The organism is Brevibacillus sp. YAE8 (genome assembly GCF_057543335.1).
The window spans coordinates 205,372-224,396 of sequence record NZ_BAAIYG010000003.1; the positions used below are offsets into that span (position 1 = coordinate 205,372).

Annotated in this window: 18 protein-coding genes; 2 read left to right on the forward strand and 16 right to left on the reverse strand. The window is 56.1% G+C overall.

From position 1 onward, the window contains the following. Positions 1 to 324: 324 nt before the first annotated feature. The 7 genes from AC27IT_RS06440 to AC27IT_RS06470 all read right to left on the reverse strand — a co-directional run bounded on the left by AC27IT_RS06440 (position 325) and on the right by AC27IT_RS06470 (position 11,141). Complete coding sequence (locus AC27IT_RS06440) at positions 325 to 2,466, reverse strand: copper amine oxidase N-terminal domain-containing protein (protein ID WP_487091678.1); 2,142 nt, start codon at positions 2,464 to 2,466, stop codon at positions 325 to 327. A gap of 274 nt (positions 2,467 to 2,740) precedes the next feature. Continuing rightward, complete coding sequence (locus AC27IT_RS06445; protein WP_026557074.1) at positions 2,741 to 4,117, reverse strand: dihydrolipoamide acetyltransferase family protein; 1,377 nt, start codon at positions 4,115 to 4,117, stop codon at positions 2,741 to 2,743. A gap of 21 nt (positions 4,118 to 4,138) precedes the next feature. Beyond that, positions 4,139 to 5,122 (reverse strand): alpha-ketoacid dehydrogenase subunit beta, encoded by a 984-nt coding sequence (locus AC27IT_RS06450; RefSeq protein WP_005827340.1) that lies wholly within the window; start codon positions 5,120 to 5,122, stop codon positions 4,139 to 4,141. 13 nt (positions 5,123 to 5,135) lie between these two features. Continuing rightward, positions 5,136 to 6,128 (reverse strand): thiamine pyrophosphate-dependent dehydrogenase E1 component subunit alpha, encoded by a 993-nt coding sequence (locus tag AC27IT_RS06455; RefSeq protein ID WP_005827338.1) that lies wholly within the window; start codon positions 6,126 to 6,128, stop codon positions 5,136 to 5,138. A 17-nt stretch (positions 6,129 to 6,145) separates the two neighbouring features. Further along, positions 6,146 to 7,567 carry a dihydrolipoyl dehydrogenase gene (lpdA, locus tag AC27IT_RS06460; RefSeq protein ID WP_026557073.1) on the reverse strand — a complete coding sequence of 474 codons (1,422 nt, stop codon included), beginning with the start codon at positions 7,565 to 7,567 and terminating at the stop codon, positions 6,146 to 6,148. 198 nt (positions 7,568 to 7,765) lie between these two features. After that, entirely contained in the window at positions 7,766 to 8,857 is a 1,092-nt protein-coding gene (locus AC27IT_RS06465; protein ID WP_005827335.1) for a Glu/Leu/Phe/Val dehydrogenase dimerization domain-containing protein, read from the reverse strand. A gap of 208 nt (positions 8,858 to 9,065) precedes the next feature. Next, positions 9,066 to 11,141, reverse strand: a complete 2,076-nt coding sequence (locus AC27IT_RS06470; protein ID WP_007785557.1) for a sigma 54-interacting transcriptional regulator — start codon at positions 11,139 to 11,141, stop codon at positions 9,066 to 9,068. Between the two features lie 174 nt (positions 11,142 to 11,315). Between AC27IT_RS06470 and AC27IT_RS06475 the strand changes: the two genes are divergently transcribed. Then, positions 11,316 to 11,576, forward strand: coding sequence for a DUF2627 domain-containing protein (locus AC27IT_RS06475; RefSeq protein WP_005827332.1), 261 nt, complete (start codon positions 11,316 to 11,318; stop codon positions 11,574 to 11,576). A gap of 37 nt (positions 11,577 to 11,613) precedes the next feature. Here the strand turns inward: AC27IT_RS06475 and AC27IT_RS06480 are convergent, their stop codons facing one another. The 8 genes from AC27IT_RS06480 to AC27IT_RS06515 form a co-directional block, all read right to left on the reverse strand. After that, a complete protein-coding gene (locus AC27IT_RS06480) occupies positions 11,614 to 12,486 on the reverse strand; it encodes a UDP-N-acetylmuramyl pentapeptide phosphotransferase (protein WP_487091679.1) in 873 nt (290 codons plus the stop codon). After that, on the reverse strand, positions 12,468 to 13,160 hold the full coding sequence (locus AC27IT_RS06485; RefSeq protein ID WP_025843755.1) for a glycosyltransferase family 2 protein: 693 nt from the start codon (positions 13,158 to 13,160) through the stop codon (positions 12,468 to 12,470). The genes AC27IT_RS06480 and AC27IT_RS06485 overlap by 19 nt, the downstream gene beginning before the upstream one ends. After that, on the reverse strand, positions 13,147 to 13,704 hold the full coding sequence (locus tag AC27IT_RS06490; protein WP_487091680.1) for a copper transporter: 558 nt from the start codon (positions 13,702 to 13,704) through the stop codon (positions 13,147 to 13,149). The genes AC27IT_RS06485 and AC27IT_RS06490 overlap by 14 nt, the downstream gene beginning before the upstream one ends. Before the next feature lie 9 nt (positions 13,705 to 13,713). After that, positions 13,714 to 14,880, reverse strand: coding sequence for a putative cytokinetic ring protein SteA (steA, locus tag AC27IT_RS06495; RefSeq protein ID WP_448791688.1), 1,167 nt, complete (start codon positions 14,878 to 14,880; stop codon positions 13,714 to 13,716). A gap of 109 nt (positions 14,881 to 14,989) precedes the next feature. Further along, on the reverse strand, positions 14,990 to 15,166 hold the full coding sequence (locus tag AC27IT_RS06500; RefSeq protein WP_005827324.1) for a DUF2759 family protein: 177 nt from the start codon (positions 15,164 to 15,166) through the stop codon (positions 14,990 to 14,992). A 144-nt stretch (positions 15,167 to 15,310) separates the two neighbouring features. Continuing rightward, positions 15,311 to 16,081 (reverse strand): class I SAM-dependent methyltransferase, encoded by a 771-nt coding sequence (locus AC27IT_RS06505; RefSeq protein WP_487091681.1) that lies wholly within the window; start codon positions 16,079 to 16,081, stop codon positions 15,311 to 15,313. A gap of 1 nt (position 16,082) precedes the next feature. Then, a complete protein-coding gene (locus AC27IT_RS06510) occupies positions 16,083 to 16,457 on the reverse strand; it encodes a VOC family protein (RefSeq protein ID WP_005827320.1) in 375 nt (124 codons plus the stop codon). After that, on the reverse strand, positions 16,450 to 17,244 hold the full coding sequence (locus AC27IT_RS06515; protein WP_005827317.1) for a class I SAM-dependent methyltransferase: 795 nt from the start codon (positions 17,242 to 17,244) through the stop codon (positions 16,450 to 16,452). Before AC27IT_RS06515 ends, AC27IT_RS06510 begins: the two co-directional genes overlap by 8 nt. Before the next feature lie 97 nt (positions 17,245 to 17,341). Between AC27IT_RS06515 and AC27IT_RS06520 the strand changes: the two genes are divergently transcribed. Then, positions 17,342 to 18,208 (forward strand): LysR family transcriptional regulator, encoded by an 867-nt coding sequence (locus AC27IT_RS06520; protein ID WP_025843752.1) that lies wholly within the window; start codon positions 17,342 to 17,344, stop codon positions 18,206 to 18,208. On the opposite strand, the gene AC27IT_RS06525 is transcribed toward AC27IT_RS06520, so the two are convergent. Further along, positions 18,202 to 18,993, reverse strand: coding sequence for a metallophosphoesterase (locus AC27IT_RS06525; protein WP_007785578.1), 792 nt, complete (start codon positions 18,991 to 18,993; stop codon positions 18,202 to 18,204). The two genes, AC27IT_RS06520 and AC27IT_RS06525, sit on opposite strands and share 7 nt — an antisense overlap. Positions 18,994 to 19,025: the final 32 nt, after the last annotated feature.

Genomic DNA, 19,025 nt, shown 5'->3' on the forward strand with positions numbered 1-19,025 from the left:
GTACAATCCTGTTGAGGTCACACATTCGTGTTAAAGCTAAAAAAACAATCAAGGTTGTTCTCTTTTCATTCTAGCATAGCTAGAGTCGAAATTACCTGATATTTTCCTCTCATTTGGTCATTTTCCGATCTGAAAGGAGGTTTTTCCACCGTGAAATTTCAGTCGCTGTTTGCGAAAATCCTAATTGGCTTGCTGATTCTCTCCCTCGTTGTGCCTACGTTTTTTTACTACCTGTAAACGCCTGCGGGTACGTCAAAAACCCCCTGCCGCAGCCAACATGCTGCGCAGGGGGTTTTTCCGTTCTACAGTAATGCTTGCCTGTTTTTACTTGTAAACGAAGACGCTGGATGTCTTCGCATCCCAGCCTACTTTGTAGCCGAGGTTGTCGGTTACGGTGCGAACCGGGATCATTGGCATGCCATTTTTCAGCACGACAGGCGTAGGCAGGGTGATTTCCTGGTTGCCCACTCTTGCTTTGTTGGAGCCAACGGTGAACTTCATCACTTTTGTTCCACTGATGATCGCCACAGTGGAATTGTTCCATTGGGTGGTCAGCGCGAGCGCTTCCTTGAAGAATTGCGCTGGTACCATTGTCGTATTGCCGTTTGCGATATAAGGCGCTACTTGCAATGGATAGGTTTTACCGTGCAAGGTGAAGTTCGCTGTATTCACCTTGAACAGCGCTGCATTCGTCGGCACGGTCACGGCTGGCTGTTGCGGCTGTGGTGTCGGCTGCGGCGCTGGTTGAGCCGGAGCTGGCATTCCGACGCCTACTGCGCGCGCAAACAGCAATCCTTTTTCTTCAGACGTAAAGACGCTGATGCTGTATGTGTTTTTCACAGCAGGGTTTACGATGTTGGCAGCAGCATTGATGCTGATGTTTGCCGCTGTCGCTGCCGGAATGTCTTGCGACGGGTAAATCAGCACGTTTTGGCCGCGCACCGCTACGTAGTTGGCGGCTACGCCGTTCACGGTTACGTTTGCCGGAGCGATGTACGCCGGAACCTTGTAACCTGCCGGGAACACAAGCTCCACGAAGTCGCGCTGCTTCACAAGTCCTACGCCGAGACCTTTGATCGCCACATTGACACCTGTCGGCTTGCCAAGCGCTGTCGAGGTCAGCGCGATGGTCGCTGTGCTGTTATTCACCGTGTTGTTCGGTGTTGGTGTCGGAGTAGGTGTTGGCGCCGGGTTCGGTGTCGGATTGACAACAGAACCGCCAATCGTGAACGACTTGGACTCCAAAGTCCGGCCAGCGGCTGTCGCCTTCAAGGTGTAGCTGCCCGCTGTTTTCGGGTTGGTGATCCAGGCAGAGAAGGAAACGACTACTTTTACTTCGCTGGTGGCAGAGAAGTTGGACGGAGCCGTAATGTACACCTTGTTGCCGGAAGCGCTGACTCGCTTGGCCGTTTTGCCGTTCAAGGTAAAATCAGAGGCAGACAGAATGCCTGGAACCATATCGGCAGACGGGAATTCCAGAATGAGCTCTTCGTCCGCTTTCAACTGTTTGCTGCCAAAGTCGGCGTCAAACGTGTAGCTGGAACGCGCTCCCGCAGACGGGTCGGACAGGTTGACCGTAAAGCTGTTGGTCGCTGTGCTGGTGCTGGAACCGGATTTGGTGATTTCGAACTGTTCAGATTCGTATGTAACACCATCGTATTTGACTTTGTACGTGTATTTGCTGCCAGCGCTAGGGTTTTCGATGCCAGCAGACTTGCTGAATTCGAGGGTGATGTAATCATCTCCGGCAACGGAGCTTGGAACCTTGATTTCCACCTCGTCATCTTTTACGCTGACGGTTTTCACCGAGTAGCCGTTCAACTTGACATCGCCCGCGTCGATTTTGGACGGCAGCATGTCTTCATCCGGGAAAATGACGGTGATGTACTCGTTGGTTTCCAGCTCGTCGCTGCCTTTCAGCGAGATTTTGCCCAGCTTGACGCTTGTCGCTTCGCCCGCTGCCTTGCTGCTGAGCGATACGGTGTAGTCTTTGCTGGAGCTGCTGCTGGAACTGCTTTTGATCGTGACTTCGCCGTATTCTTCATCTTCGCTGCTGGTTGATACATATACGTCATAAGTTCCCTTGTCTTCCGGGTTTGTAATGCCGTCTTCGATCGTAATAGTAACCTTGTCGCCCTCTTCAAGATCTTCGTTCAATGTAATGATGACTTTTTTGCCGCTTGCTTTTGCGCTTTTGACTTTGAAGCTTGCATCTATATCGCTTGAACTGATGCTTTTGCTCACGGTATATTCGGAATCAAACTCAATCGTAATGGTATCTCCCTTGGTCAGATCCTCTTCCAACGTAAAGCTGATGTCGTAAGAGCTATCCTTGTCAGCCCCATCGTTGTCCGCTTTGACGGTCACTTTTTTCAAAGCATGAGCTTCTTGCGGTACAGCGACAAAAGGTGTAGCGGCCAGCGCTGATGCCAGCACTATTGGCAGTGCTTTTTTACTCTTCTTCATGTTTTTCCTCCCACATTTACCTATAATCTGGAAATCATTCTCTAGCAGGTCGCTACCAGTCTACCATAAATGATATCTGGAGGGAATCTCTTCTATGGAAGATAAGAGACTCCTTGGCTACTATTGCTAAGACGCATTCACCCGGGAAAAAGTTACATGTAAAAATCGTTCATCGGAAAATTTTTTTGCTGGCGAATGCCCCTCTCTTCGGCAGCCATAAAAAAAACCAGGCCGGACCCGACCTGGTTGGCGTTGCTCGCTTTTTGGCGAGCGATCAGTACAGCTTCGTATCCGGGCCGATGCTCTCCAGCTTTTGCTTGACGCTTTGCAGGAAGCGTCCGCAAATGAGTCCATCGAGCACGCGGTGATCCAAAGACATGCACAGGTTCACCATGGAACGCACGGCGATCATGTCGTTGATGACGACCGGACGCTTCACGATTGATTCGACGCTGAGAATTGCCGCTTGCGGCGAATTGATGATCGGCTGCGACAAAACGGAGCCAAACGAGCCAGTGTTGTTGACGGTAAACGTACCGCCCGTCATGTCGTCCATCGTCAGCTTGCCGGCGCGTGTGCGTGCAGCCAGATCGTCGACAGCCTTGGCGATGCCGAGAATCGACTTCTGGTCGGCGTCCTTGATGACCGGAACGTAAAGCGCGTCCTCTGTCGCGACCGCAATGGAAATATTGATGTCTTTTTTCACGATGATTTTGTCGTTCGCCCATGTCGAGTTAATCATCGGGTATTCTTTCAGCGCTTCGACAACCGCCTTGATAAAGAACGGCAGGAAGGTGAGGTTGAGCCCTTCTTTTTTCGCAAACTCGGCTTTTGCCTGGTTGCGGAAGTTGACCAGATTGGTCACGTCCACCTCGATCATCGTCCAGGCATGTGGCGCCTCGTGCTTGCTTTGCACCATCCGGTTGGCGATCGTCCGGCGAATTGGCGTTACCGGAACGAGCTGATCGCCAGTCGCAACCGGAATGTCGACGGAAGGTGCTGGCGTCGCAGCAGGCGCTGTCGGAGCCGGAGCTGCTGTCGGAGCCGGAGTTGCAGCCGCTGGAGCAGGAGTCGCTGCCACAGGTGGTTGTGCAACTGCCTCTGCCACTGGCTCAGCCGGCTTTTGGCCGCCCGCGTCAATGATCGCTTGCACGTCTTTGCGCGTAATCCGTCCGCCTGCGCCTGTTCCCACGACGCGGGACAGATCAATACCATGCTGCTGCGAGAGCATCACGACGGCAGGCGAATAGCGCTGCTTCGTCCCGTCGTTTCCAGCCGCTTGCCGGGCTGCCGGAGCGGATGGTACAGCGGGTGCTGCTGCCGGGGCACTCGGTGCGGTGCTCGCCTGAATCGCCGCAGAAGCTGGTGCTGGCGCCTCTGCTGCTGCCGGGCTGGCAGACTCGCCTGCTGCACCACTTTCTTCTATATATAGGATCAATGTCCCGACCGCTACCGTTTCTCCTTCGGGAACGACGATCTCCGCGACTCGTCCGGATACGGTGGAAGGAACCTCCGCATTCACCTTGTCTGTCGTCACTTCCGCCAACGGATCGTATTTTTTGACGGTGTCGCCAACATTGACCAACCATTTGCTGATGGTCCCCTCGGTCACACTCTCGCCGAGCTGGGGCATAAGTACTTTCGTTGCCATGATCTTTGGTCCTCCTCGCCTTTAAAAGTTGGCCAACTCGCGCATTGCTTCCAATACTTTTTCCGGGTTGAGCATGAAAAATTTCTCCATCGGCGGGCTGTACGGCATCGCAGGTACATCCGGTCCGCACAGACGCTTGATCGGCGCATCCAGATCGAACAGGCAATGCTCAGCCACGATTGCCGCTACCTCTCCGCCGACGCCGCCCTCCTTGTTGTCCTCATGCACGATCAGCACTTTTCCGGTCTTGGACGCCGCTTCGACAATCGCTTCCTTGTCCAGCGGGTACAGCGTGCGCAAATCGAGAACGTGCGCGCTGATGCCTTCCTGTGCGAGCTTCTCGGCTGCTTGCAGGCAGAAGTGCAGGGCAAGGCCGTAGGAAATGACGGTGATGTCCGTACCTTCCCGTTTGACATCTGCTTTTCCGATCGGCAGCACGTAGTCATGCTCCGGCACTTCGCCTTTGATGAGACGGTAGCAGCGCTTGTGCTCGAAGAACAGCACCGGGTCCTCGTCGCGAATGGCCGCCTTGAGCAGACCTTTTGCATCGTACGGAGTGGAAGGCGCCACGACCTTCAAGCCGGGAACATTCGTAAACATCGCCTCAACCGACTGCGAGTGGTAGAGCGCGCCGTGTACGCCGCCGCCGAACGGAGCGCGGATCGTGATCGGGCAATTCCAGTCGTTGTTGGAGCGATAGCGCATTTTCGCCGCTTCGCTGACAATCTGGTTCACGGCCGGCATGATGAAGTCGGCAAACTGGATTTCAGCAATCGGGCGCATGCCGTAAGCCGCCGCCCCGATCCCTACTCCGACAATCGCGGATTCTGCGAGCGGCGTATCAATCACGCGCGCCTCGCCGAACTCTTCAATCAATCCGTTGGTCGCACGGAACACGCCGCCGCGCACCCCGACGTCTTCACCGAGGACAAATACATTCGGATCGCGACGCATCTCTTCGCGCATCGCCATCGTAATCGCATCAATAAACGAAATGACTGCCATGAAAGTTCCCCCCTTAGTTCCCGTAGACGTGTGTCAATGTCGATTCAGGTGTCGGATACGGAGCGTTTTCCGCGTACTCGGTCGCCTCGTCTACTTCGAGCTGCACACGCGCCAGCATATCCGCTTCTGTATTTTCATCAAGCAAGCCGATTTCTCGCAAATAAGCGGCAAAAACGATCAGCGGATCTTTTTTCTTCGCTTCTTCTACCTCTTCCCGCGTGCGATACACGCGGTCGTCGTCGTCGCTGGAGTGCGGTACCAGACGATACATCACCGCTTCGATCAATGTCGGCCCTTCGCCGCGGCGAGCGCGGTCCACCGCTTCCTTCATGACGCGGTACACTTCAATCGGATCGTTGCCGTCTACGCTGACGCCCGGGAAGCCGTAGCCAATCGCCCGGTCTGCTACGCTTTCGCAAGCGAGCTGCTTTTTCAGCGGAACGGAGATCGCATATTTGTTATTTTCACAGAAAAAGATGACCGGGAGCTTGTGCACGCCCGCGAAGTTGGCTCCCTCGTGGAAATCCCCCTGGTTGCTGGAGCCTTCGCCGAAGGAGGTGTACACGACAAAGTCTTTGTTTTGCATTCTGCCTGCCAGCGCCATGCCGACTGCGTGCGGAACTTGTGTCGTTACCGGGCTGGAGCCTGTCAAGATGTTGTATTTTTTACCGCCGAAGTGCCCTGGCATCTGGCGTCCGCCGCTGTTCGGGTCTTCTGCCTTGGCAAAAGCGGAGAGCATGCAGTCACGCGCCGTCTGGCCGAATACGAGCACCAGACCGAGGTCGCGGTAGTACGGGCACAAGAAATCTTTGTCTGTCTCCAGCGCGAAAGCCGCCCCTACCTGAGCCGCCTCCTGCCCCTGGCAAGAAATGACGAACGGCACTTTGCCCGCTCGATTCAACAGCCACTGGCGCTCGTCAATTTTTCGCGCGAGCAGCATGTAATAGTACATATCCAAGACTTGCGCATCAGTCAAACCAACTTGTTCATGCCGTTTGGTTGTCATCGTGGATACCCTCCTTGCTAATTGTGAATCGCTTTTCCATCTACGGCCTGGGCCGCTTCCATGATTGCCTCCGAGAGCGAAGGATGCGGGTGGATGGTCTGTCCAATCTCCCACGGAGTCGCATCCAGCACCCGGGCAAGGCCCGCCTCGGAAATCATATCGGTCACATGCGTGCCGATCATGTGTACTCCTAACAGGTCGTTTGTCTTGGCATCAACGACCAGCTTCACAAAGCCGTCATTTTCGCCGTGGATCAGCGCTTTACCCAATGGCTTGAAGCTGAACTTGCCTACCTTCACGTCAAAGCCTTGTTCGCGCGCCTCTTTTTCCGTCAAGCCGACATTCGCCACTTCCGGACGGCTGTACGTGCATTTCGGAACCTTTGTGTAATCGAGCGGATGCGGATTCAGCCCTGCCATGTGCTCGACCGCCAAAATTCCTTCGTGCGAAGCGACGTGAGCGAGCTGCAAGCCGCCAATGACATCGCCAATGGCATATATATGCGATTCAGCCGTCTGGAAATGTTCGTTGACGACGATGACGCCGCGCTCGACCTTGATGTCCGTCGCTTCCAGGCCGAGGTTTTCCACATTGGCTTGACGCCCTACGGATACGAGAATTTTCTCGGCCGTAAACGTGTCCACGCCGTTTTTCGTCTCCGCGGAAATGACGACTTTGCCTTCGCCTTTTTCCAGTGTCTCCGGCAAAACTTTCGCGCCAGTGACGATGTTGACTTTGCGTTTTTTCAGCAAACGGGCCAGTTCCTTGCTCACTTCTTCGTCTTCGAACGGCAAAATCCGATCCGCGTACTCGACAATCGTAACCTCGACGCCAAAATCGTTCAGCATGGACGCCCACTCGACGCCGATCACGCCGCCGCCTACGATGACGACCGACTCAGGGAGTTTTTCCCATTGCAGCGCCTCGTCGCTGGTCACGACGTAGGACCCGTCAATCGTCAGCCCTGGAAGCGTGCGCGGACGAGATCCGGTCGCGAGCAGCAAAAAGCGCGGCACGATCATTTCCTGGTCGCCGTTTTCTTTTTCGATGCGGACAGCGCCTGCCTGTGGGGAAAAGATGGATGGCCCCATCACGCGCCCGAAGCCTTCAAAGACGGTGATTTTGCCTTTTTTCATCAAAAACTGAATCCCTTTGTGAAGCTGGTCGATAATGCCCTGCTTGCGATCCTGAATTTTGCCGAAGTCATAGCCGACAGCGCCTGCCGAAACACCGTACTTGTCTGCTTCCTTCAAGGTCGAAAACACTTCTGCGCTGCGCAACAGCGCCTTGGACGGGATGCAGCCGCGGTGCAGGCATGTGCCACCGAGCTTTTCCTTTTCTACAATCGCGACATTCATTCCGAGCTGGGAAGCGCGAATCGCCGCTACATAACCGCCGGTCCCTCCACCGAGAACGACCAGATCGAATTCTTGAGACATGCTGGATCTCCCCTTTCATACGAAGCGTCTTCCCACATGGGTGAAGACAGTCGAAAAAGCTGGCTGCTGATTTTTCGTGTCGCTTGCCTACGTTTTTCTGAGAATGAGAATATTCTAAGAACAAAGGATATGTACCCCCTGACTGCCCAGTCGACGGGAAAGAGCGGGAGCAGGGGAGTGTTTTTCGCTATACAATGATTAGCGATGGTAGACGGTCTTGCCGTTTTGCAGGAACGTATTGCGGGATTTGCCTACGCTGGCAATGCGCTCTTCGGCCATGCGGTCAGCCGCCTTGTAGGATGGCATGCCGTCGCGCTCGGCAATTTCGTACACTTTCAGGATCGTGTCGTAGATTGTTTCTACTTTTTTCAGGGCGCGCTCGCGGTTGTAGCCTTGCAACTCGTCAGCCACGTTGATGACGCCGCCCGCGTTGATAACGTAGTCTGGCGCGTAGATCAGGCCCATTTCGTGGATGAGGTCGCCGTGGCGCTCTTCTTTCAACTGGTTGTTCGCCGCACCTGCGATTACTTTTGCTTTCAAAAGCGGAATGGTGTCGTCGTTGATGATCGCACCCAGTGCGCAAGGCGAGAAGATGTCGCACTCGACGCCGAAAATATCGTTGACGCCAACCGCTTTTGCCCCGAAATCGTTGACAGCGCGGTTTACGTTTTCTTCATTGATATCGGTGACGATCAAATGTGCGCCTTCTTCATGCAGATGGCGGCACAAGTTGTAGGCCACGTTCCCGACGCCTTGTACAGCAACGACCCGGCCGGAGAGAGAGTCAGAGCCGAAAGCGAGCTTCGCCGCTGCCTTCATTCCGCGGTACACGCCGTAAGCTGTTACCGGGGACGGGTTGCCGCTGGAGCCGAATGCAGGAGAAACGCCTGTCACATAATCTGTCTCCAGGTGGATCATATCCATGTCCGCGACAGTCGTACCTACGTCCTCTGCCGTGATGTAGCGGCCATTCAGCCCTTGAATGTAGCGGCCAAACGCGCGGAACAGCTCTTCGCTCTTGTGCTGGCGCGGGTCGCCGATGATAACGGCTTTACCGCCGCCGATGTTAAGCCCTGCTGCCGCGTTTTTGTAGGTCATGCCGCGACCGAGGCGCAGTACGTCGATGATCGCTTCTTCTTCTGTTTTGTACGGCCACATGCGCGTGCCGCCCAATGCTGGTCCAAGTGTCGTATCATGAATGCAAATGATTGCTTTCAGGCCGGAATTTTCGTCCTGGCAAAATACCAGTTGCTCGTAATCGTACTTTTGCATGTAGTCAAAGATGTTCAATGAAGAAACCTCCCTAGTATCATTCTTCTGTGTTAACAGTGGGCTCCGTGTGGAGAATTTCCCGCCAAGTAGTTTATGCAAAAGTCATGCCAACGCAATCGTTTTTTGAAAGCGCTTTATTTGAGGGGATGTGGATGAATTCTCCATTCGTCAAGTGTGCAGTTTTTTGCACAAACGCGCAATTATTTGCACGCAAATTTTTGCGCGTTCATTTTACATCTTCCTGCTCATCCATGATTCCCAATTTTTCCATCTTGTAGTACAGGCTGCGGATCGCAATTCCGAGCCGCTTGGCCGCCAAGGTCCGATTGCCTTTGGCCGCAGCCAGTTCGCGCATAATATGTTGACGTTCCGCTTCCTCCACCGCCTGCTTCAATGTTTTCCCCGTGGAGCCTGCCGTCGTCTCTGCTTCCTTTGGGGCCTTGCTGATTTTTCGTTCCAAAGGAGGCAAATGCTCAGGCATGATCGTGCGTTCGTTGATGCGCATATGTATCATCGCCCTGCCGAGGACGTTCTCCAGCTCGCGCACATTGCCCGGCCAATGGTAGGACAACAGCATCTGCAACGTTTCCTCATGCAGCTCCTCGACGTTTCTGCCGTATTCCAGATTGGCCTTGCGCAAGAGGTACATCGCTATCGGCTTGATATCTTCCAGCCGCTGGCGGAGCGGTGGGATATGGATGGGGACGACGTGGAGGCGGTAGTACAAGTCTTCGCGAAAACGTCCCGCGCCAATCGCCGCTTCCAGGTTCACATGGGTTGCGGCAATGACCCGGACGTCGATATTGATCGGCTTTGTGCCCCCGACCCGGACGACCTCCCGTTCCTGCAGGACGCGCAAAAGCATGACCTGCATTCCCATGGACAGCTCGCCGATTTCGTCCAAAAATATCGTGCCTCCGCTCGCTTCCTCGAACAAGCCGCGCTTTCCGCCTCGCCTCGCTCCCGTAAAAGCGCCTTCCTCGTAGCCGAACAGCTCGCTCTCCAACAGGCTCTCGGAAATCGCCGCGCAGTTGACCCGGATAAACTGGTTGTACTTGCGCTCGCTCGCGTTGTGAATGGCGTGGGCAAACAGCTCCTTGCCCGTCCCGGACTCTCCGCGCAGCAGCACGGTCGCTGGCGTCAACGCCGCTTTTTTCGCCTGCTCGATGGCGCTTTTCATCTGCTCGCTGTAGCCGATAATATCCGCGAAGCTGTACTTCGCCTCCAGCGTGCGGATGATGCGCCGGGCTTTTTCCAGCTCTTCTGTCAGCCGCTTGAACTCGGAAACGTCGTGAATGACGCCGACGCTGCCTTTCAGCTCGCCATCGACGACGACCGGAGCGACGTTCACGACCACGTCCTTGCGCTTCGGCCCGAGCTTCATCGGGACGCCCCGGACAGGCCGCTTCGTTTTCAACACTTGCATGTGCATGCTGTCGCCTTCGGAAATGTCGACCGTAGCCGGCTTGCCGATAATATCGTCCGGCGTCAGCCCCGTCAGTCTCGTGTACGCCGGATTGATTAACAAGCCGATGCCGTTCTGATCCACGACCGAGATCGCCTCGTCCGAGGATTGAATGATCGCTTGCAGCATGCTCTGCAGTTCCTTGAGATTGGTCACTTCTTCAGCGAGCGCCATCACCTCGGTAATGTCGCGGAAAATCGCCACGGCTCCGACCACTTCCCCTTTGTCGTTGCGCACGGGGACGCGGTTCGTGATAATGCGCGTCTGGTTCGGCAAAATCTGCTCCTGGTTCAGCTCAGGGCAGCCCGTCTCTAATACAATATGTAGTCTGGTGTTGGGGATGCGCTCGGATACTTTTGTATCCAGCACTTCGCTTGCCTCGATGTCCATCAGGCGTTCGGCCGCCTTGTTGAACAACGTGATGACTCCTTGCCGATTGACGCCGATAATGGCATCGTGCGTAGAGTCGAGCATCGTCTCGCGCTCGCGCTGGTTTTGCATCATCGCCGCGATCAGCTTGTCGCGCTCGCGGATGAGCCGCATGACAATTCGCGTGAAGGTGCCCGGAATGAGCACCGTCTTTTCCCGCTTTAACTGGCGGAGCTGCTCGTATTCTTCCATGTCCCCTGTCGCTTCCAAAATCACGTCCAGCTCGTCGTCCAAATAAGGGCGGTAATCCGAATCGACCTTGATGCCCAGCGATCTCGCCAGCTCAATTCCGGGAGCGTCTGGCCGCCGATCGACCACGGCGACAATTTTCAGCCTGTCCATCTGGTTCAGCGTCCGCAACAGAGCCGTACCGCCTCGTCCAGCACCTACTATAAGCAGCTTGTGCATGCGCTAGACCCCTCGCTTTTCATCTTACTCGTTACCATTGTACTGCAACAAACCGTTGATGGACAGGCTCTCTTCCCTAACGTGCGCTCGCTCGTGTGCACAGGGACGGACGGTGGACAAGCATACTGGCATCCGATATGATGAAAGAATGAGAGAGAAAGGTGTGAACCACCAGTGATCGTACAGAAAGTCATTGCCCTCTTAATCATGGTCATTCCGGCTGCGATTGCCATGTACGGGATCAAGCTGATCCGCGACGCCTTTTTTTATTCGACGGCACCCGATGTCAGCTTCCTGTGGGGAAAGCTCATTCTCGGCGTCCTTGCTTTCGCCATTCCCGTCTTGTTTATTGCCGGGTTCATTTTGCACCACGAACGCAAAAAAAATCGGGTACAACCCCGCTTCATGATTCGCGAGGCAGAAGACGACGAGTAGAACAGGCAGGTGAAAATCTGCCTGTTTTTGATTGCGCTCATCTTCCCCACTCGTCCAGCCTTTTGAGCCACGCTTTTTGTTCAATGACCTGCGAAAACGAGACGAACTCGGCCGCGACCTGAAGCGCGACGAAGCCGCACAGGAAGGCGGCTTGCCAAAACAGCGGCGTCGCCGTCGCGTATGTATAGCCAATGGCAAAGCCGAGCGTATTCGCTCCGGTATCCCCGAGCATGATCCGGCCGCCTGCATCGTGCGGGAAAAACAAAACCGTCGCGACGAGAACCGGCAGAAGAAACAGCCAGACCGCAGACGGCTCCCCCGTTGTCCCCCCCAAAACGCTCCCGATGGCAGCCAGCGACATGAGCAGCCAAAACACTTTGATCGCGCGCGCCGGTCTTAAATCAAACAGGTTCAGGATGTTCGGGGAAATCGCCAGCAAGCCGCAAGCGACCAGCCACGGCCAGAAGCCGGCCGAAACGAACAGCGATACGCTGACAGCCGTCAGCCCGCCGCCAACCAGCTTGCCCATCCCGCTCGTCACGCGCCTCTCGCGCAAAAGCGCGCCAAAGTGGCCGCGAAATCCTTTCGTGATCCGGTCACCAGCCTTGTCGTCGATCCAGCCCCAGCACGCCATCGCCGCCATTCCGCAGGCGAGCAGCAAGCCTTGCACCAGCACCTCGCGCGAAGCGCCTGCAAGCGCGAGAAGCAGAAGCTGGACGAGAATCGTCACGGCCATGCTCGCCACAAGCACCAGCCCGCCTGCCGTCAGCACTGGCTCGCCGCGATAATTGGGCCGGGTCATGCGCTTTTTGGCGAGAATCTGCGAGCAGAAACTGAGCATGGGACGCTGCAGGACGAGCGGCAACACGAGTGCGCTGAAAAGCGCGAGTATCACGGCGTGTGCAGCCACGGCTTTCCCTCCCACCACTTTGTGCACAGCGTCCGGCCGATGGCGACAAACTCTTTGCCGCGATGAGAGTAGCCTCGCCAGTCGTTGCCCGTTTCCCGGTGAAAAAACCCGACGGGCACTTCCCGGATGCGATAGCCTGCACGCAAGGCATCTACCGTAAGACCTACCTCGATGCCGAAGCCTTTGTCGATTTTCCCCAGCTTTTGCAACAGGTCGCGGCGAATGGCCCGCTGACCGGACAAGGGCGCGCTGGCCTCAAAGCCCGTCAGCCACTTGATCCCTCGATGAGCCAGCCCTTTTGCCAGACCCATTCCCGCTTTTTGCCTCGGGGAAGGCAGAATCGCGATCGCCATATCGCAGGCATCCTCCATCACAGGGGCAAGCAGATGCTCGGCCTCTGCCGCACTCTCGCGCAAATCGCCATCCAGCAGCATGACGACATCGCCGTTTGCCCGTTGCCAGCCGAGTTGGACGGCAGCGCCTTTGCCCCGGTTTTGCGGCACGGTAATGACGAGATCGGCCCACTTTTTGGCGAGAGCAGCCGTCTCGTCCTCGCTGCCGTCGTCGACGACAATCAGCTCATGGCAGAAAAGCCGTTCGCGAATCGCTCGCAGCGTCGCTCCGATCGCGTCGGCTTCGTTGTAGGCAGGAATGATGACGCTAACTTTTTTCACGCGCGCCCCTCATTTCTGTCATGGTTTGCTGCACCTTTTCCAGCAAGGCCCATTGCTTGGCCAACGAATCCGGCACCTCCTCCACCAGCAGCCATTTGCCCGTGCCCGCCCGCTGCTCCAGCCATGGCGGCGGCTGGCCCGCGACCACAAGCAGCAAGCCGTCCTCCCAAGTCCCGCCCCGTTCATAGGCGACGACGTTGATGCCTACCGAATGCATCAGCCGGGTAATCTCTTTAGCTTCCTTGTCTGTATCCTGCCAGACGTACACTTTTTTCCCTGCGAGATCATTGCCGTAGCGCATCGCCATCATGTGGACGACTTCCTGGTTGCGTTGCTCCACTTCCTGCAGCAGCCGATTGATTTGCTGCTTCAAATCGTGGTTGCTTTTCAGCGCCCGGTCGTATTTGGCCTCCATTTTCGCCAAAATTTCCTGGGCGCCCTCAGAAAACCACGGATGACCCGCCGTTCCTCCCAGCAGGATGCCGACGCCAAGCGCAACGAATACGGCTGCCAACGTAATCAGATGATACCGAAAAGAAATCATAGCGCCTCCTTAAAAAGCCCAGGTCCGCCATTGCGTCCAGAGCATTTGCGCCGCGTGACGGGCGATCGGATGAATCATCAGCGCAGCGGTGACAGGCAACAGCATCGCCGCCATGCACCAGCCCCACAGCTTCCACGAGCCAGTCGGCTGGTAGAGCTGGCTGACTCCTTTGGCGTCAATCAGCCTGGGGCCGATCTTCGTGCGCACCAGCAAAGTACTGGCCATCCCTTTGCGGCCTTTTTCCAGAAAATCAATCATGTTCGTATGGGCACCAATCGTCACGATCAGCTCTGCTTTTTTCTCATAGGCCAACAGCATCGCCACATCTTCGCTCGTGCCAGGCGCAGGCAGGACGTGATGCGCCACCCCGAGCTGCTCGACTCTGGCTTTTCCGGGAGCAAGCCCGTCGACAAAGGCGTGGACGACGATTTCGGCCCCGCACAAGAGCGCCTTATCCGAAATGCTGTCCATGTCGCCGACGATCAGGTCGGGCTTGTACCCCGCTTGCAAAAGAGCGTCCGCTCCCCCGTCGACCCCGATGAGCACGGGCCGGCATTCGCGTATGTAGGAGGAGAGCGTCTGCAAATCTTCCTTGTAATGCTTGCCGCGGACGACGACGACGACGTGCCGTTTTTCCAGTCTGGTCCGCAGCGGCATGGGACAGAGCGGCTTTAAAAACAAGTCTTTTTCTTTATTGGCGTACATGAGCGTGTTATCAATAAATAAGGACAGCGTATCATCCAGCCTGCTCTGCGCCTCGGCCCACTTCCCGAGCACCGCCTCCACTGTGACGTGGCGAAGCAACAGGGCAAGCTCCCATTGCGCCTTTCGTTTCAAGTACAGACTGCCTTCACGGATGGCTGCAAATTGGCCGTTCCACGCTTCCAACGCGGTCGGCTCTGCCGGCTCGCGCTCTGCCTCGTACAAAGCGACGCCCGCTCGCAGCAAGAGCCGCGCTCCTTCGGCTGGATACTGTCCTGTCATGAAAGCGGACAGGTTGACAACTACCCTCGCCCCCGCTTCCAGCAAGGACCTGGCCGCCATCTCATCCACATCGGGATGATCGATGACGGCGATATGGTGGGGGTGGAGCCGTTTGCAAAGCTGCTTCGTCTTGCGGTCAGCAGCAATCACTCCCGTATAGGTAAGAAAATCGAGACGTTTTCGCTTGCCCATCTTTTCCACCTCCAGGAATAGTATGCTAAAAATTTCCTTGGAGCATGCAAAAAAGAGGCTGTGCAGGAATCGCACAACCTCTTTTTGGCCGGACGGAAAGCCTTGTTGACTAGGCTCCCTTTGTTATGTAGTAAATAATCAAACCGTCAGCAAACAGGAAAACCGCCAGCGAAAGCAAACCAAATCCGATTGCGAATTTGTTTTTCGCCTTAATCGAGTTCAAACAGCCCCAAGCGATAAAAAACGTGAAGACGAACATCAAAATATCAAACAACACAATCTTCATGTACGACAACTCCTTCACCATGATGACGCTAACCGATAATACAATGGCAATATTATTATATATCCTCGCGTATTAAGAGACAAGCATATCCAAATTTGTGACAAACAAATTCACAATTACGTTTATTTTTATTGTGCCACAAACTTATTTGCCTATCCATATCGTCCAGCGATCCTGCTCGCTGATCGTCTCATGTCCGGACAGCTTCAGGCAAATCGCGTCCACCAACTGCTCCAGCTCGGCGTCCGTCAGCTCGTGGAGCAAAGAACGCCCTTTGCGCGAGCGCAAATCACGCGCCAGCTCATCGAGAGTGCCATAGACGCGCCTGACCTCCCAGAGCGACAGCCGCTCGATTTTTGCAAGTCCAGCCTGCTGCATCGCTGCCCGGACCGTCCGATCAGCCGGGCGACGCTTGGCCTCGACGTCAAGCAATCGCGGAAACTGCTCGAAAAAATAGCCGCGCAGATGCGTTTGGGAAGCCGGGACGGCACAGTCGTCAATCGTTCGATCCTGAATCAGACAAATGCCGCCGGGAGCGAGCAGTCGTTTTACTTCGGAAAAAAATCCGCGCAGATCGTGGAGATGGTGAATCAGCGCCCGGGCAAAGACGATATCGGCACAGCCGTCAGGCAGCCCGGTTTCCAGCGCATCGCCCTGCACGAACGAGATGCGCGGCTCGTCTGCGCATTGCTTTTGCGCCGCTGCCAGCATCACGCTGGAAAAATCGACTCCGGTGACGCTTGCAGCGCCCAGCTTCGCCCACGCCTTGCTGTAGATGCCGCCTCCGCAGCCGATATCGACCACGCGCTTGTCGCGCGGATCGACGACAGACAGCATGGTGCTCGCCCACGTGGCGTCTGCCGCTCGACCTGTGTAGCTGTCTTCGTTTTCCTTGGCGTGAAAATCCATTTTCATGCTACTTCGCCTCCATAAACTCCAGACGGTTTCCGAATGGGTCTTCGGTAAAGAAGCGGACAAGCCCGGGGATTTCATCGTCGAGCCGAATCGGTACGCCCGCCTGCTCCAAATGCGCGATCAGCGCCTCGATGTTTTGCACGACAAAGGCAGGGTGCGCTTTTTTCGCCGGAACAAAGCCCTGCTCGATTCCGAGGTGAATCAATTGGGCGCCGCAGCGGAACCATGCGCCGCCGCGCGCCCGGAGCTTTTCCGGCTTGGGCACTTCCGGCATGCCGAGCAAGCCTGTGAAAAAGCGCCGTGCCTCCTCTTCCGCTCCTGGCGGGGCTGCCAACTGGACGTGATCCAAGCCGATCCATTCAAACTGGTTACTCATCGTCATTTCCTCCCTTTTTTTGGCACATCACCATCCATTCATCAATCTGATGCGCCACAACTCTTCCTTGCTCGATTTTCACGCCGAGATAGTGTTGCTGCTCTGCAGTCGCCTCCAGGAGCATTCGCTCGACTGCCTGCTCCTGCTCCGGTGATTCGGACATCCGCTGTACCCAGGGCAAAAAGGCAAACTGTTTTTTCCGCAGCCGTGCCTGCCGCTCCTGCAAATCGCAAGCCGCGTGCAGCGCTCTCCACTCGCTCACCGACAGGCAGCGCACGTGGCTTGGGTCGCGCCGCTTCTCTACCTGGTTCACGAAGTCCGCGAGCTGTTCTTCCTCCGGCGCTACGTTGTCGATGAACAAAAACCGTCCGCCCGGGCGCAGCACGCGACTCGTCTCACGGACAAAGGCGGCCGGATCTGGAAAATGGTGCGCCGCAATCCGGCAAGTGACCAGATCGAACGTTTCGGACAGAAACGGCAGCGCCTCTGCGTCGGCCTGGACGTACAAAATGTTCGGCGCTTGCTCGTTCGCCTGCGCTGCCGCCGCAAGCATCGGGCGGGTCAGATCGGTCGCGACCACAAGCTCGACAAGCGGTGCCAGCGTGCGGGCAACATGCCCTCCCCCCGTGGCGATATCGAGCACCTTCCAGCTTGTTTGCGGCGAAAGCCACTCGACCATAAGCGGCAAATCCGCTCCTTGCGCGTGGGTTTTGCTCTGCACGTACTCCTGTGCGTTTTTCCCGAATTGCTGCTGCACGGCCTGTTTTACTTCCTGATTTTTGTCCATACTCCCACCTCCTGCTCGTATTTTATGCCAATTTTTGTTGGCTTTGTTATAGAATATGGTTAACCAGTTATCGAGTTTTTGAATAGGAGGGTTTCTTGTGGACAAAGAAAGCCTGGAAGTTTTTTTGACGATCGCTCATCACGGGTCGATCAATCGTGCGGCACAGGCGCTGTTTCTCGCCCAATCGACCTTGACGCATCGGCTCAAGCAGTTGGAGCGGCAAATCGGCAGCCCGCTGTTTGTGCGGACCGCCTCCGGTGTGAGCTTGACGGGGGAAGGACGCCGCCTGCTGCCGATCGCGGCGAACATCGTGGAGCAGATGCGTTCGTTCATGGAGCAAAAAGAACAGGTGAAATCCATGACGATTGTCGCCGGAAAAGCGTTTGTCGCCTACGAGCTGCCCCGCCTGATCGGCGAATACCGCCAGGCGAACCCCGGCTTTACCTGTTACGTCCGCTCGACGCTGTACGAGGAGTCGCTCAGCGCCCTGTTGACAGGCACCGCCGATATCGCCTTTCTCGGCAGCGAGATGTACCATCCGCACATCCACCAGGAATTTTTGCCAAGCGACCGCATCTTGCTCGTCATGGCACCCGAGCATCCCTGGGCCAGCCGCTTTCCGGGCTTTGCGAGCTGGGGCGCGCAGGAAATGATTTTGTTCGGCAACCATACCGCCCCCTACCGCCAGCGCATCGATCATTTTCTCGCGCGAAACGGCGTGTTTCCCAACGTCATCATGGAGCTGGACAGCTTCAGCGCGGTCAAAAAAATGGTGGAACGCCAGCTCGGGATCACAATGCTGCCGGAACGAACGATCCTGCGCGAACTTGCGGAAGGCAGGCTCGTCGCCCACGACATCGCGGAAGGCACGCTGCAGCGCCCAACTCTCATCGCCTATTTGCATCAAAAAAAAGAGGACGAAGCTTTTCAGCAATTCGTCCAATGGATCAAAGATGCTTATTGATGCAAAGTAAAGACTGTCAATTCGGGTCGGCACAAAAAACGGACAGGCAAAATCGTCGTCCCCAACCCTCTGTTCACGTACACTGGCATCTGGTTGTCGCCTGCGCGGTACAAGCCTTTGACGTACTTCGCCGCAAGCTTGGGCGTCAGGACATGCCCGACAAACGGCAACCGCACCTGCCCGCCGTGGCTGTGCCCGGACAGTTGCAAATCGACAGGATAGCGAGCCGCTTCATCCGCAAAGTCCGGCTCGTGCGCCAAAAGGATGACGCTGGCCGCCTCCGGAATCCCGACCAGCGCCTTCGGCAGATCAGGCACGCCGTTCAGCGCGTCGTCGATTCCGGCTATGTACAAACTGTCGCCATTTTTGCCGACCGCCACATGTCGGTTGTCCAACACCTCAAAACCAGCGGCAGCCCAGCCTTGGCGAATCGCATGCTGCTGGCCCGCCCGGTAGTCGTGGTTGCCCAGCACCGCAAATTTTCCAAGCGGCGCCTGCAACTCGGCCAGCATCGGAACAGCCGCGGAAAACGACTGTGTCTCCAGGTCCACGATATCGCCGGTAAAGCAGATCATATCCGGCTGCTCGTTTTGAATCAAGTCGAGAATGCCTTGCAGTTGCTCGGGCTTGCAATAGTGCCCCAGGTGGACGTCGCTGAACTGTACCAGCTTGCAGCCGTCGAAGCTTTTCGAAAGTCGCGGCAGCGAAAGCGTCACCCGCTCGATTTGCAGCCAGGTGCGCTCCCATGCATAGCCGTATGTACCTGCCACAAGCCCGAGTCCCACCAATCCTCCCAGCCACTTCATCGAACGATGCA